Source organism: Pseudomonas ulcerans, from assembly GCF_036324125.1.
In the GTDB taxonomy this organism is placed as follows: domain Bacteria; phylum Pseudomonadota; class Gammaproteobacteria; order Pseudomonadales; family Pseudomonadaceae; genus Aquipseudomonas; species Aquipseudomonas ulcerans.
This window is the reverse complement of sequence record NZ_JAZDQN010000019.1, coordinates 52,987-68,185: the sequence shown is the minus strand read 5'-3', so window position 1 is coordinate 68,185 and position 15,199 is coordinate 52,987. Positions and strand designations below refer to the sequence as shown.

The 15,199-nt window shown below is 64.3% G+C and carries 7 protein-coding genes; 4 read left to right on the top strand and 3 right to left on the bottom strand.

Features of this window, described 5'->3' with window-relative positions; all coding sequences use genetic code 11:
• Positions 1-29 precede the first annotated feature (29 nt).
• On the top strand, positions 30-2,216 hold the full coding sequence (locus V0R59_RS17805; RefSeq protein ID WP_330075681.1) for a patatin-like phospholipase family protein: 2,187 nt from the start codon (positions 30-32) through the stop codon (positions 2,214-2,216).
• Positions 2,217-2,252: 36 nt separating this feature from the next.
• Here V0R59_RS17805 and V0R59_RS17800 read toward each other — a convergent pair whose 3' ends face one another.
• Positions 2,253-2,693 carry a MarR family transcriptional regulator gene (locus tag V0R59_RS17800; RefSeq protein ID WP_330075680.1) on the bottom strand — a complete coding sequence of 147 codons (441 nt, stop codon included), beginning with the start codon at positions 2,691-2,693 and terminating at the stop codon, positions 2,253-2,255.
• A gap of 114 nt (positions 2,694-2,807) precedes the next feature.
• Positions 2,808-4,943: a DNA helicase RecQ gene (gene recQ / locus V0R59_RS17795; protein WP_330075679.1), complete on the bottom strand. Its 2,136-nt coding sequence runs from the start codon at positions 4,941-4,943 to the stop codon at positions 2,808-2,810.
• A gap of 245 nt (positions 4,944-5,188) precedes the next feature.
• On the opposite strand from recQ, the gene V0R59_RS17790 reads away from it, so the two are divergent.
• Entirely contained in the window at positions 5,189-5,776 is a 588-nt protein-coding gene (locus tag V0R59_RS17790; protein ID WP_330075678.1) for a YecA/YgfB family protein, read from the top strand.
• Between the two features lie 10 nt (positions 5,777-5,786).
• Positions 5,787-6,152, top strand: coding sequence for a YbaN family protein (locus tag V0R59_RS17785; protein ID WP_330075722.1), 366 nt, complete (start codon positions 5,787-5,789; stop codon positions 6,150-6,152).
• Between the two features lie 56 nt (positions 6,153-6,208).
• Here the strand turns inward: V0R59_RS17785 and V0R59_RS17780 are convergent, their stop codons facing one another.
• Complete coding sequence (locus V0R59_RS17780) at positions 6,209-13,282, bottom strand: retention module-containing protein (protein WP_330075677.1); 7,074 nt, start codon at positions 13,280-13,282, stop codon at positions 6,209-6,211.
• A gap of 518 nt (positions 13,283-13,800) precedes the next feature.
• On the opposite strand from V0R59_RS17780, the gene V0R59_RS17775 reads away from it, so the two are divergent.
• Positions 13,801-15,174, top strand: a complete 1,374-nt coding sequence (locus V0R59_RS17775) for a TolC family outer membrane protein (RefSeq protein WP_330075676.1) — start codon at positions 13,801-13,803, stop codon at positions 15,172-15,174.
• Positions 15,175-15,199: the final 25 nt, after the last annotated feature.

Below are 15,199 nucleotides of genomic sequence, written 5' to 3'. Positions count from 1 at the left end.
GCGGCTTGCTCCCGATTCCGAGAATCACGATGCGCCGCCTGTTGTTGAGCCTCTTGCTGTTCCTTGCCCCACTTTCCCTGCTCGCCGCCGAAGCCACCCGGCCCAAGGTCGGCCTGGTGCTGTCCGGCGGCGCCGCCCGTGGCCTGGCCCATATCGGCGTGCTCAAGGCCCTGGAGGAACAGGGGGTGAAGATCGATGCCATCGCCGGCACCAGCATGGGCGCGGTGATCGGTGGCCTCTATGCCTCTGGCTACAGGGTCGAGGAACTGGAAAAGCTGGCGCGCACCATCGACTGGCAACAGGCGCTGTCCGATGCCCCGCCGCGCAAGGACGTGCCCTTCAGGCGCAAACAGGACGACCGCGACTTCCTGGTCAAGCAGAAGATCAGCTTCCGCGACGACGGCAGCCTCGGCCTGCCGCTGGGGGTGATCCAGGGCCAGAACCTGGCGCTGTTGCTGGAAAGCCTGCTGGCCCATACCAGCGACACCCGGGACTTCAACAAGCTGCCGATCCCGTTCCGCGCCGTCGCCACCGATATCGCCAGCGGCGAGAAGGTAGTGTTCAGTCGCGGCCACCTGCCCCAGGTGATCCGCGCCAGCATGTCGATCCCGGCGGTGTTCGCCCCGGTGGAGCTGGACGGCCGCCTGCTGGTGGATGGCGGCATGGTCGACAACATCCCGCTGGATATCGTCCGCGAGATGGGTGTCGACGTGGCCATCGTCGTCGACATCGGCACTCCGCTGCGCAACCGCAAGCAACTGGGCACGGTGGTGGACGTACTCAACCAGTCCATCACCCTGATGACCCGACGCAACTCGGAAGAGCAACTGGCCGCCCTGCACCGCGACGACATCCTGATCCAGCCGCCGCTGGCCAGCATCAGCGCCACCGATTTCGGCCGGGCCGAGGAAATGATGGAGGCCGGCTACCGCGCCACGCGCATCCTCGACAACCGCCTCGCCGCGTTGCGTCCGCCCGAAGGAGACGTCGAGCTGGCCGTCGCGCGCTCGCCGAGCCAGCGCACCCCGGTCATCACCGCGATCCGCATCGAGAACGACTCCAAGGTCAGCGACGACGTGATCCGCTACTACATCCGCCAGCCCATCGGCGAGCCGCTGGAACTGGATCGCCTGCAGACCGACATGGGTACCCTGTACGGCCTGGACTACTTCGACCGGGTGCAATACCGCGTGGTGCACAAGGGCCAGGACCATACCCTGGTGATCAATGCCCGAGGGCGTACCGGCGGCACCGACTACCTGCGCCTGGGTCTCAACCTGTCGGACGACATGCGCGGCGACAGCGCCTTCAACCTGGGCGCCAGCTACCGGGTCAACGGCATCAACAAGCTCGGTGCGGAATGGCTGACCCGGGCGCAGATCGGCGACGTGCAGGAGCTGTACAGCGAGTTCTACCAGCCGCTGGATGCCGGCTCGCGCTATTTCGTCGCGCCGTACCTCAACCTCGGATCACAGAACATCGAAGCGACCCTGGACGATGACCCGGTGGCCGAATACCGCCTGGAGCGCTACGGCTTCGGCCTCAACCTGGGCCGGCAGATCGGCACCAGCGGCGAGGTGCGCCTGGGCGTCGGCCAGGCCTGGGGCGAGGCGAACGTGCGCATCGGCGACCAGGACCTGCCCAAGGCCAGCTTCAACGAAGGCTTCTATGAGCTGAAGTATTCGTTCGACACCCTGGACAACGTCTACTTCCCCCATCACGGCGAGGATATCCGCCTGACCCTGCGCCAGTTCGAGCCGGACCTTGGCTCCGACCAGCGCTACCGGCAATGGGACTTCAAGCTGGACAAGGCCCTGAGCAGCGGGCCGAACACCTTCGTCCTGGGCGGCCGCTACGGACGCACGCTGGACGATGCCGACGTGGTGGTTTCGAGCATGGTGATGGGCGGGGCGCGGCAGTTGTCGGGCTTCCGCCAGAACTCGCTGTCGGGGCAGAACCTGAGCCTGGCGCGGCTGGTGTACTACCGGAGGCTGACGCCGCGGGCCTACCTGCCGCTGGACTTCCCGTTGTACCTGGGGGGATCGCTGGAGCGCGGGCGGGTGTGGAACAACGATAACGAGTTCGACAGTGGCTACATCAATGCCGCGAGCGTCTTTGTCGGCTTCGATACGCCGCTGGGGCCGTTGAGCTTCAGTTACGGGTTCAACACCGAGGATCAGAAGGCGGTGTACCTGAACCTGGGACAAACCTTCTAGGGCCTCATCCAGCGATGAGGCCCTGGAAGTTCGGAATCAGACCTTGGATTTATCGAGGTTCGCCAGGATCCGCGTGTGAACCCGCATGCACACCGCCAGTTCCTCTTCATCCACCCCGGTGAACAACTCCACCCGCAGCGCATTGGCGATGGTCTCGATCTGGTCGATCAACGGCTTGGCCGGCGGGCACAGGACGATCTTCTTGGCCCGGCGATCCTCCACCACGGCCTGGCGCCTGACCAGGCCCTGGGATTCCAGGCTGTCCAGCAGACGGGCCAGGGTCGGCCCTTCGACGCCCACGCTCTGGGCCAGCTCGCGCTGGGTCGGGGCTTCTTCGAAACGGGCGAGGTGCAGCAGCACGAGCCAGCGCGCCTGGGACAGGTTGAGGCCGGCCAGGCGGCGGTCCAGCTCGGCACGCCAGCCACGGGACATATGGGCCAGTTGCATGCCGAAGCGGTGTTGATCGGTGAGGGGCATGAAAAACTCTTATTCAGAACTAATTATTAGCCAGCTAACCATGCCCGTTGCGCTTAGGCAAGGTCCATCTGGATGACGCTTCGGACCAAACGTAAGAATTCGTGACACCCTGGCTCACATCTCGAATTCGGCCGCCAGCGCCGCACGCACGCAATAAAGCACGCCTTCCGGCACGCGGGAACCGAACAGCGGCAGGATTTCCGAAACCGGCGGCAATTCGCCCTCGCCGTCGAGGAAGGCATCCTGCACTTCCATCATCAGGTCTTCCGGCAGGTCCAGGGCCTGTTCCAGCGACAGCTCCTGACGGCCGATGGCTTCGGCCAGGAGGCTGTAGACGTTCTTCTCACTGCATTTCAGCTGACCGGCGATCTGCGCCGGCGTCATGCCGGCGCGGGCCAGGCTGACCAGTTCGTGACGCAGGTCGGTGACCACCGGCGGCGCCTCGGCTTCGCCGCCGAGCACTTCGAGGAACGCCTCGCCGTAGCGCTCCAGCTTGCGTGCGCCGACGCCACTGACCCGGGCCATCTCGGCCAGGCTGGTGGGCTGGCTGCGGAGCATTTCCAGCAGGGTCGAATCGGGGAAGATGACGTACGGCGGCACACCGTGTTCCTCGGCCAGCTTGCGCCGCAGGCTGCGCAGGGCCTCCCACTGCTCGCGCTCGTCGCCACGCACCAGCTGGCTGGCCGGGCTGCCGCCGCTGCTGCTGCCCTTGCTGCTGGTCTGGGGCTTGAGATCGCGGCGCAGCTCCAGGGTCACTTCACCGCGCAGCAGCGGCCGGCACGTGTCGGACAGGCGCAGGCCGCCATAGCCGTCGAGATCGACATCCACCAGCCCACGCGCCACCAACTGGCGGAACAGCGAGCGCCATTCGCTCTCGGAACGGCTCTTGCCGACGCCATACACGGAAAGCTTCTCGTGGCCGAAATTGCGCACCTTCTCGTTGTCCTTGCCCAGCAGCACGTCCACCAGGTGGCCGACGCCATAGCGCTGGCCGGTGCGGTAGATCGCCGACAGGGCCTGGCGCGCCGCCTCGGTGGCGTCCCAGGTCTGCACGCCGTCGACGCAGTTGTCGCAGTGCCCGCAAGGCTGCGGCAGTTCCTCGTCGAAATAGCGCAGCAGGGCCTGGCGGCGGCAGCGGGTTTCCTCGCAGAGGGCGAGCATGGCGTCGAGTTTGTGCTGCTCGACGCGTTTGTGCCGCTCGTCGCCTTCGGAGTTCTGCAGCATCTGCTTGAGCATCACCATGTCCTGCAGGCCGTAGGCCATCCAGGCATCCGATGGCAGGCCATCACGGCCGGCGCGGCCGGTTTCCTGGTAGTAGGCTTCCAGCGACTTGGGCAGGTCGAGGTGGGCGACGAAGCGCACGTTGGGCTTGTCGATACCCATGCCGAAGGCGATGGTGGCGACCATGATCAGCCCTTCCTCGTTGAGGAAACGCCGCTGGTTGGCCGCGCGGGTCTCGGCCGGCAGCCCGGCGTGGTACGGCAGCGCCGGGAAGCCCTGGTCGCAGAGGAACGCGGCAACCTCGTCGACCTTCTTGCGCGACAGGCAGTAGACGATCCCGGCGTTGCCGCGGCGCTCGGCGAGGAACGCCAGCAACTGCTTGCGCGGCTGCTCCTTGGGCACGATGCGGTAGAAGATGTTCGGCCGGTCGAAACTGGACAGGAAACGCTCGGCGTCGTGCAGGTGCAGGCGCTCCACGATCTCCTCGCGGGTACGCATGTCCGCGGTGGCGGTCAGGGCGATGCGCGGCACGTTGGGGAAGAGCTCGGCCAGTTGGCCCAGTTGCAGGTATTCCGGGCGGAAGTCGTGGCCCCATTGCGATACGCAGTGGGCCTCGTCGATGGCGAACAGGGCGATGTCGAGTTCGCGCAGGAAGTCCAGCATGCGCGGCTGCACCAGGCGCTCGGGAGCCAGGTAGAGCATCTTCAGCTCGCCACGGCGGATGCGCCCGGCCAGCTCGCGCTGCTGCTCGGGGCTCATGGTGGAGTTCAGGGAAGCAGCCGCGACACCCAGTTCGTCGAGGGTGGCGACCTGGTCTTCCATCAGCGCGATCAGTGGCGAGACCACCACCGCCAGGCCGTTGCGCAACAGCGCCGGGACCTGGAAGCACAAGGACTTGCCGCCGCCGGTGGGCATCAGCACCAGCGCGTCGCCGCCCTTGGCCACGCGTTCGATGATCGCCCCCTGGCGACCGCGGAAGCTGTCGTAGCCGAAGATGTCGCGAAGAACGCGCTGAGCCTGTTCGAGCATAACCACTCCAAAAATCGTGAACCCATCCCGGCCACACAGGCTGGATGAAAACCGCGTGCGGCTCACGTGAAAAAACGCAAGCAGCTTTTACCGGGGGAAATCCCCACCCCGGGCGGAAAAAAGCCGTCAGTATACCCGAGCCCCCGCCCTTGCAGGACGACCGCACGATAGACCGTCATCCTTTGCCTTGTAGTGGCCGCAAAATGCTAGAATTCAGCATCGTTCCGTTTCCAAGGTAGCCCCTAATGTCCTTCGCTGAGCAATTGACCCGCCTGCAAGCCTTCCTCGACGCCGATGAGCTGCACGAAGAGGCGCTGGACTACGTTGCCGCCCACGGCTACATGACCGCGCTGTCGATCTGCGCCGAAGAGGTCCCGGAGCGTGAATGGATCGACGCCCTGTTCTCCGAGGAACCCCACTACGCCAGCGACGCCCAGCGCGCCGAGATCGAGGCGACCCTGGTCCAGCTCAAGGCGCACATCGCCCGCCAGCTGGCCAGCGACGAGGAATTCGAGCTGCCGTGCGACCTCGACCTCGGCGAAGAGCCGGACGATTCCGACCTGCGCGGCTGGTGCATCGGCTTCATGGAAGGCGTTTTCCTGCGCGAAGAAGCCTGGTTCGAGAGCGCCGAGGAAGAAGTCAGCGAGATGCTCCTGCCGATCATGGTCGGTTCCGGCCTGTTCGACGAGCAGCCTGAGTTCGCCGACATCGCCAGCGACGCCAACCTGATGGACGACATGATCGTGCAGATTCCGGAAGCGCTGACCGCGCTGTACCTGCTGTGCCACGCGCCAGACGAAAAACCGGCCCTGCTCAAGCCGCGCCACCACTGATTGCGTGATGATGCGCTACCTGCTGCTGGCCATCGGCTGGCTCAGTGTCGCGTTGGGGGTGATTGGCATATTCCTTCCGGTATTGCCAACCACTCCTTTTCTATTGCTCGCCGCCGCCTGCTTCGCCCGCAGTTCCCCGCGCTTCCATGACTGGCTGGTGAATCATCCGCGCCTGGGGCCGTGGATTCGCGACTACCTCAGCGGCGAAGGCATACCGCTCAAAGGCAAGGTCTACGCCATCGGCCTGATGTGGGCGAGTATCGGTTTTTCCTGCTACCTGGTGCCCTCGCCCTGGGCGCGAGGCTTCATGCTGACCAGCGCGGTGCTGGTTTCGATCTACATCCTGCGGCAGAAGACCCTGCATCGGCCTGGCTGATGCGTGATTGCCGATGGCCTCATCGCCGGCAGCGCCGGCGATGAGGCCATCAGGTCTTACACCGTATCCACCTTCAACGAATGGTCATTCAGCATGCCGTTGATGATGGTCGCCGTGTCCGCCCCCGCCGCGACCACCCCGCCCGCTCCCGCCGTCACGCCGTAGTGCTGGGCCAGGTCGACCCCGGCCAGGTCGATTGTCTGGGTCGGTGCCGCACCGGCCACCGAACTGACCTCGATGGTCGATACCAGGCTGGCGCCACTGCCGGTCACCTTGAAGTGCAGGTAATCGTCCAGTGACGCACTGGTGGCGTTCTCGCCCTGGAGAAGTTGCGACAGGTCGAGACGATCGGTCCCCGGGGTGAAGTCGGTGACCACGTCATGCCCGGTGTCGCCCAGTTGCCAGAGGAATGTGTCAGCCCCCGGCCCGCCGGTCATGGTGTCATCGCCCCGCCCGCCGATCAGCACGTCGTCGCCACCGCCGCCGTTGAGGACGTCATTGCCCAGGCCGCCCTGGAGCAGGTTGGCGTTGCCGTCGCCGGTGAGGGTGTCGTTGTAGTCGGACCCTATCAGGTTCTCGATCGACACCAGGGTGTCGAGTCCAGCGCCCACGGTGTTCTGCTGGCCAGCGATGGACAGGTTCACCGTCACCGCGCTGGTGGCACTGGCATAGCTGGCGGTATCGATCCCCGCGCCACCATCCAGCAGGTCGTTGCCCGGACCACCGATCAGCAGGTCATTGCCGTTGCCACCATACAGCGAGTCGTTGCCGTCCCCGCCGATCAGCACGTCGTTGCCATCTCCCCCGTTGAGGGTGTCGTTGCCGCTGCCGCCCAGCAGGGTGTCGGCGTTGACGGTCCCGGTCAGGGTCGAGCTGTCCTGGTAGTTGATGTCCACCGCGCCGGTCGCCGTGCCGCCATGGCCGTCGGTCACGGTGTAGCTGCCGTTGTACTGCGGCGTGTTGTTGGCCGCACCGGAGTAATCGATGGTCATGGTCAGCTGGTAGTTTTCCGCGTTGTTGGCGCTGCCTCCCCCGCTGCTGTTGGTCAGGTTGACCACATGGATGCTGTAGACGCCATCGTGGGTGGCGGTGAAGGTTCCGCCGTCGGCGATGGTCTGGTAGCTGCCGCTGGCATCCTTCCACTCCATCAGCACATTGCCGGCAGGACGGTCGTGATCGAGATTCAGGCTCTCGCCCTGCTTCAGGGTCACGGTGATGGTGTCTTCGTCGTTGGCATTGGCCGAGGTCACCGCCCCAAGGTAGCCACTGACGATCACCGCCGCGGTGGTGGAAGACGCGGTGCCGGTAAAGCTGCTGCGAGCGATGTCCTTCACCTGGTTCGCCAGGATGTTGGTGTTACCGTTGAACACTACCGTCGGCGTCGTGCTGCCCACGGTGAAGTCCGCGCCGCGGGCACTCCAGCCGGTGTTGAAGGTGATCGGCGACGCCGACAGGCGATCGCCGTTGGCATCCGTATCGTTGGCCAGCAGCGCCTCGGCCGGCACCGTGATACTCGACGAGAGAATGTTGGTGATGACATGGTCGGCCCCCGGTACCGGCGCCGAGTTGGTGTAGACATTGACTACCAGGGTGGCATTGGCCAGGTCGCCATCGTTGTCGCTGATCACGTAGCCGATGTTGTCCACCTGGCTGCTGCCGTTGTCCTTCGGTGGTGTGTAGGTGAACTCACCGGTGTCCATGTCGACCACGATCGAACCACCAATCGCCGTCTTCACCGTGATGCTGTTGGTCACGGTATCGAAGGTGCCGCGGTCGGTACCGCCGCTGGTGGCATAGGAGCCCTGGTTGGAGTTGCCTTTCGGATCGTAGGTGTAGGTGGTCCCGTCGATCACCAGCGACTTGATGAAGCCGCCATCGGCGCCGAAGGTACCACCACTCATCAGGCTGCCGGTGACCGGCGCCCCCTGCACCGTGCCGGAGAGCACCGAGTCCAGCTGGTTGAGATCGGTGACCACGGTAGCGTTGGTGTCGGTGTGGGTGCTGCCGTCGTAGGCCAGCGGATTGAGGTTGCCGGCATTCACCCCGCTGCCCAGGCCGATGGCGTAGGACTTGATCCCGTTGGTATCCAGGAAGTTGGTCCAGGTGGTTTCCCGAGTGCCGGAAATAGCGTGCCCGGACGTAGGTTCACCGTCGGAGAAGAAGTAGGTGATGTTCTGCGCACCCGTGATTTTTCCCGCGGTGACGTACGCCGATTGCGCCTGGGTGGTCGCCGAGTCGTAGTAGGTCGAGCCGCCGGCACTCAAGCCATTGACGATGGCCTTGGCCTGGTCGACCGTGACCCACACCGCCGACTGTCCGGTGGCTCCGCTGGAGAACGTGACGATCTGCACCTTCACGTCGCCGAGGTCGTCGTACTTGTCGAGCAAGGCGTTGATCGCCTGCTTGGCCAGTTGCAGACGGGTCAGCCCGGGCACGCCGGAGGCGTCGTTCATGCTGCCGGACACGTCTATCACCAGCAGCAGGTTGGAATCCACCTGCCCCGGGGTGACCGAACGGGTCTCGCCCACGGCCTTGGGCACGTCGTCGACGATGTTGATCTGGATGGTGCTGGTAGTGAAGTTGCCGAGGGCATCCGTCGCCTTGTAGGTGAAGGATTCGGTCATGGTGTTGGCACCGTCATTGGCGCCACCCGGCGTCTTCGGTGCCGAGGTCAGGGTGTAGGTGTAGGAACCGTTCGCCAGCAACTGGATCTGGCCGTAGGAACCGGTCGTGCTGCCGACCAGCGTGTAGGTGATGGCGCCAGAACCGCCCGACACCGACCCCACCAGCGTGCCCGTGCCGGTTTCCCCGGTGCTGGTCGGATCGCTGCCGACCACGGTACCGGCGGCGAGGTCCTGGCCGTCCTTGCTCAGGTCCAGGGCTTTTTCGTACACCGTGATGTCCTGGTCCTGACCGGCTACCAGCGAACAATCCTTCACATTCACCGTCAGCGTGGTGGTGCTTTCATCGCCGTCGGCGTCGCGGATGGTGTAGGTGAACACGTCCTGGGCACCGGCTGCGGCCACCGCGTTCGGGTTGGCGTGGTACACCGCGTTGCCCGCGGCATCCAGGGTCAGGGTGCCGTAGGTACCGACGACGTTGGTATTCAGCGAGCCGATGGCCGAGGTCGCGGTATTCGAGCCCGCCCGAACCCCAACCACCACGTTGCTGCCGGGATCGTCGGCGCCCTTGGTGTCGTTGCCGAGGACATTACCGGTCACCGTGTCACCCTCGATCACCGAGACCGTGTCCGGACGCGCGGTAGGCACGTCGTCGACGATCGTCACATCAAGGCTGCCGCTGGCGCTGCTGCCGTCGGTATCCGTGGCGGTCACCGTGAAGCTTTCGGTCAGGTTGTTGATGCCGTTGCCGCTGGGGTGCGCCTCGTTGTCCAGCAGGGTGTAGCTGTAGGACACCACGCCTGTGCTCGGGTTGTAGCCGGAGACGGTCAGGGTGTTGCCCAGTGGCGTGGTCACGGTTTGCGGGAAGGTCGCAGCGACCCCACCGCTGATGACATTGATGCCACCGACGCTCAGGGTTTGCAGACCATCCGGCGCAGTCACGGTGAAGGTGCCGCTCTGGGTCAGCGCAGCGGCGTTCGGCGCGCTGCCATCGTTGAGGTTCTTCTCGTAGACGGTCAGTTCGCCACCGGCCTTGTCGAGGCCGTTGAGGGTCACCGGGTCATTGAGGTTCTTGATGTTCAGCACCAGGTTGGCGGTGCTGGTGTCGCCGTCGGCGTCCTTCAGGGTGTAGGCGAAGGTTTCGGTGCCCGTACCGCCGCCATGCAGGTTGTAGAAGTCCGGATCTGACGGATTCAGGGTGTAGGTGTAGGAGCCATCCGCAGCCAGCACCAGGGTGCCGTAGGTGCCGACGAAGGTGCCGGCGGTGATCGGTCCGCTGACACGGTCGGCGCCTTGCACATCGTTGGTCAGGACATTACCCGTGAGTACCGTGGCCGCCTCGGTTGCCACCGAGGCATTGGTATCGGCAACCGCCGTCGGCGTGTCGTCGACGATATTCACATCCAGGCTGCCACTGCTGCTGGAGCCATCGGTATCGGTCGCGGTAACGGTGAAGCTCTCGGTCAGGCTGTTCGCGCCACCCGCATTCGGATGCGCCTCGTTGTCCAGCAGGGTGTAGCTGTAGGACACAACCCCGGTGCTGGCATTGTAGCCGGTGACCGTCAGCGTATTCCCCAACGGGGTCGTAACAGTTTGCGGGAAGGTCACCGCCACGCCGCCGCTGATGACGTTGATGCCGCCCACGCTCAAGGTTTGCAGACCGTCAGGCGCAGTCACGGTGAAGGTCCCGTTCTGGGTCAGCGCACCGGCGTCTGGCGCGCTGCCATCGCTGAGGTTCTTTTCGTAGACCGACAGCTCGCCACCAGCGTTATCCAGCCCGGTCAAGGTCACCGGATCATTGAGGTTCTTGATATCCAGCACCAGGTTCGCGGTGCTGGTATCCCCATCGGCGTCAGTCAGGGTGTAGGCAAAGGTCTCGGTCCCCGTGCCGCCGCCATGCAGATTGAAGAAGTCCGGATCTGAAGGATTCAGGGTATAGGTGTAGGAACCATCCGCAGCCAAGACCAGGGTGCCGTAGATCCCAACGAACGTCCCGGCGGTGATAGGTCCGGCGACCCGGTCAGCGCCCTGGATATCGTTGGTCAGCACATTGCCGGTCAGCACCGTGGCCGCTTCGGTCGCTACCGAAGCGTTGGTATCGGCAACCGCCGTCGGCGTGTCGTCGACGATATTCACGTCCAGGCTGCCGCTGCTGGTGGAACCGTCGGTATCGGTCGCGCTGACGCTGAAGCTCTCGGTCAGGCTGTTCGCCCCCCCGGCATTCGGATGAGCCTCATTGCCCACCAGGGTGTAGCTGTAGGAAACCACCCCGGTGCTCGGGTTGTAGCCGGTGACGGTCAGGGTATTGCCCAGCGGTGTGGTCACCGTCTGCGGGAACCCGGCCGCCACGCCGCCGCTGATGACGTTGATACCGCCCACGCTCAAGGTTTGCAGACCGTCAGGCGCAGTCACGGTGAAGGTCCCGCTCTGGGTCAGCGCACCGGCATCCGGGCTGCTGCCGGTCTCCAGGTTCTTCTCGTAGACCGACAGTTCACTGCCTGCGGTATCGAGACCACCCAGGGTCACCGGGTCGTTCAGGTTGGTGATGTTCAGCACCAGGTTGGCAGTGCTGGTGTCGCCATCGGCATCGGTCAGGGTGTAGGTGAAGGTTTCCGTGCCCTGGCCACCACCGTGGAGATTGAAGAAGTCCGGGTCTGACGGATTCAGCGTATAGGTGTAGGAACCATCCGCAGCCAGCACCAGGGTGCCGTAGGTCCCGACGAAGGTCCCCGGGACGATCGGGCTGGCGACCCTGTCGGCGCCCTGGACATCGTTGGGCAAAACATTTCCGGTCAGCACCGTCGACGCCTCGGTAGCCACCGAGGCGTTGGTGTCGTCCACCGCCCGCGGCACGTCGTCGACGATCACCACATTGAGGTTGATGCTGCTGGTGCTGCCATCGGTATCGCTGGCCACCACGGTGAAGGTTTCGCTCAGGTTGTTGGCACCGCCGCCGCTTGGGTGCGCCTCGTTCTCCACCAGGGTGTAGCTGTAGTTCACCACGCCGGTAGCCGGGTCGTAGCTGATGACGGTAAGGGTGTTGCCCAGCGGGGTGACGATCGATTGCGGCGAAGTGATCGCCACGCCACCAGTGATGACGTTGATACCGCCGACGCTGAGGTTCTGCAGGCCATCGGCCGCGCTGACGGTAAAGCTGCCGCTCTGGGTGAGGGCCGCTGTATCGGGGCTGCTGCCGGTGGCGAGGTTCTTCTCGAATACGCTGATGATCCCGCCGTTGGCGCCAACGCCGCCGAGGTTCACGCCATCGTCGAGGTTGGTGATGTCCAGCACCAGGTTCGCGGTGCTGGTGTCGCCATCGGCGTCGGTCAGGGTGTAGGTGAAGGTCTCGGTACCCTTGCCGCCGCCGTGCAGATTGACGAAGTCCGGATCTGACGGATTCAGGGTGTAGGTGTAGGAGCCGTCCGAGGCCAGTACCAGGGTGCCGTAGGTGCCGACGAAGGTGCCCGGAACGATCGGGTTGGGCGTCCGGTCGGCACCCTGGATATCGTTGGGCAGGACGTTGCCGGTCAGCACGGTCGACGCCTCGGTGGCGACCGAGGGGTTGCTGTCGTCCACCGCCCGCGGCACGTCGTCGACGATGGTGACATCGAGGCTGCCGCTGGTGACATCGCCATTGGTGTCGCTGGCGGAGACCGGGATGCTCTCGCCCACGGCACTGCCCGCGGTGGTCAGGGTGTAGGTGTAGCTGACCACGCCGGTGGCAGGGTCATAGCCGGTAATGGTCAGCAGGTTGCCGGTACCGGTGGTGATGGATTGTCCTACACCGGTCACGCTGCCATTGGTCAGCACATTGATGCCGCCGACATTCAGGTTGAACACCCCGTCAGGGGCTATCACGCTGAAGCTGCCGCCCTGGGTCAGGCCCGCAGGGTCGCTGGCCGAGCCCTGTGGCAGGTTGGCTTCATTGACGGTGATCTCGCCACCTTCCACCGACAGCCCTTCGAGGCTGATCGGGTTGTCCACCGCCGGCAGCAGGCTGTGGTCAATGAAGCCGGTATCGAGATTGGCCAGCTCACCGAAGAAATTGAAACCCGCGGTTGGGAAGCCGATGACCGGGTCGACCCGCGCGCCGACCTCGGTCAGCAGTACGAAGGAGTGCCCGCCGCCCAGCGCGCCCGGCGCACCGTTGTTCGGACCGGCCGCAGTGGCCTCGGCATCCTGGGTCGGGTCGCCACCGGCAGCGATGGCTTGCTGGAGTTTCTCCACCTCGGTCAGCTGCGCTTCGCTGGGAGTGATCGCCTCCGGCGCCTGCACATGGGGAGCGTGGTTGGCCAGCAGGGCATTGGACAGCATCAAGCTGCTGTCGCGGCCCAGGGTCAGTTCCTCGCCGTTGGCCAGATGCACTGCCACCGCCCCTGCCGCACCGGTCTGCAACTGTTCGCCCGCGAACAGCCGGTCGCCTTCGACCAGCATCCGCCGGGTTCCGTCGGCGTCGACCGCGAACACCTGCCCGATCACCTTGCTGACCACACCGATTGACTTAGCCATCTAGCCACTCCTCATCCACTGCCAACGTTCTCTTGCAGGAAAGCGTGTGGTGTCTCGTGGGCGGACGGATACGACGGCGTCCGACTCGAAGTAGCTGCAACCGTCAAGACCAGCGGTTTTCCCGGAAGAACCCCTGACTTGGCGGAGGTTGCCGCGGCGAAGTGACAACAAAGTATGGCGACTTGCTTAACGTCAATTTTACGTCGCCATCTTTTCCGTTATCCCTCTCCCCTCCACTCCTTTCTTGCCCTGTGCCGAATGACGGCCTGAAAAGTTTCTGGCGCCAGTAAAAAAGCGCCACAGCGCCCGGCATACACGGTGCCTGGGTTAAACAATGTGCTGCTTTTCTTAGACCGCATAAGTTTTTTTTCGCATAACTCTTATGAAAATTTCTTCTTAGCTTTCCGTCCAAATGTTCTTAGCTCTGTTGTTACAAGCCTGAAACGGTTTGAACCCTCTTTTTCGTCAAATCTTTGGCGATTGCAAGACCAAAAATGGAATCCAGGGAGAAGTAACCCATGCGCGTTTTGAACCCCATCACCAGCGCCTTGTTGTTGGCCATGACCTGCGCCAGCGCCCAGGCGATGTCACTACAGGAAGCCGTACAGAACGCCGTGGATAACCACCCGGAAGCCAAGGCGGCGGTCAATGGTCGTTTGTCCGCCGATGAAGATGTGAAATTCGCCCGGGGCGGCTACTACCCCAGCGTCGACCTGGTTGCCGGTTATGGTCGCCAGCGTTCGGACAACCTCAATACCCGGGGCCTGAATCCGGACGGCACGCGCAACCACAACAAGGAAACCCTCAACTACACCCAGTCCGAACTGCGCCTGCGGCAGATGCTGTTCGACGGCTTCAACACCTCCAATGAAGTGGCGCGCACCCAGGCGGTGGCCAACTCCCGTGCCTACTACGTGCAAGCCACCTCGCAGACCGTCGCCCTGCGGGCGATCGAGGTCTACCTGGAGGTGCTCAAGCGCCGCGAACTGGTGACCCTGGCGAAGAACAACCTGCAGGCGCACCTGCGGGTCAACGACCAGATCGGTCTGCGCAGCGAGCGCGGCGTCGGCAGTACCGCCGACCTCGACCAGTCCACCGCCCGCCGTGCACTGGCGCAGAACAACCTGGACACCGCCGAAGTCGACCTGGCCGATGCCGAGGCCAACTTCTTCAGTGTCATCGGCCGCGAGCCCGACCAACTGGAAGCGCCCTCCTCGATCCAGGGCCAGATGCCAGCCAGCCTGACCGATGCGCGTCAGAACATGCTGCAGGACAACCCCTACCTGAAGTCGGCGCAGGCCGACGTCAACGCGGCAGAGCAGCAATACGAAGTGGCCAAGTCGCCGTTCTATCCACGCCTGGATGCCGAACTGAGCACCGGTGCGAACAACAACATCGGCGGCGAACCAGGTCACGCGAACAACGACTGGACCGCCGGCGTGACCATGACCTACAACCTGTTCCGCGGCGGCAGCGACAAGGCCCGCCTGCAGTCCGACGCGCACAAGATCAACCAGGCCATGGACATCCGCAACAACGCCCTGCGCCAGCTCAACGAAGACCTGCGGCTGGCCTGGAACGCCATGGAGAACGCGATCAAGCAGACCCCGACGGCCCGGCAGTACGCCGAAACCACCACCCGCGTGCGGGCCGCCTACCAGGACCAGTTCGGTCTCGGCCAGCGCACCCTGCTCGACGTGCTGGACAGCGAGAACGAGCTGTACAACGCCAACCGACGCTATGTGGAGGTGCGTTATACCGAGGAATTCTCGCGCTACCGGGTCCTGGCCAACATGGGCGACCTGCTGATGAAGCAGAAGATCAGCCTGCCCCCGGAAGCCTTCGCCCAGACCGAGGTGAAGACCGACGCCCACTTACCCGAAATGCGTTGACTGCGTCCGCCACCTCGGCGGAGAG

Bases quoted from the DNA above. Each gene is read 5' to 3' on its own strand.
- V0R59_RS17805 (WP_330075681.1), top strand. From the start codon at position 30: ATGCGCCGCCTGTTGTTGAGCCTCTTGCTGTTCCTTGCCCCACTTTCC.
- V0R59_RS17800 (WP_330075680.1), bottom strand. From the start codon at position 2,693: ATGCCCCTCACCGATCAACACCGCTTCGGCATGCAACTGGCCCATATG.
- recQ (WP_330075679.1), bottom strand. From the start codon at position 4,943: ATGCTCGAACAGGCTCAGCGCGTTCTTCGCGACATCTTCGGCTACGAC.
- V0R59_RS17790 (WP_330075678.1), top strand. From the start codon at position 5,189: ATGTCCTTCGCTGAGCAATTGACCCGCCTGCAAGCCTTCCTCGACGCC.
- V0R59_RS17785 (WP_330075722.1), top strand. From the start codon at position 5,787: ATGCGCTACCTGCTGCTGGCCATCGGCTGGCTCAGTGTCGCGTTGGGG.
- V0R59_RS17780 (WP_330075677.1), bottom strand. From the start codon at position 13,282: ATGGCTAAGTCAATCGGTGTGGTCAGCAAGGTGATCGGGCAGGTGTTC.
- V0R59_RS17775 (WP_330075676.1), top strand. From the start codon at position 13,801: ATGCGCGTTTTGAACCCCATCACCAGCGCCTTGTTGTTGGCCATGACC.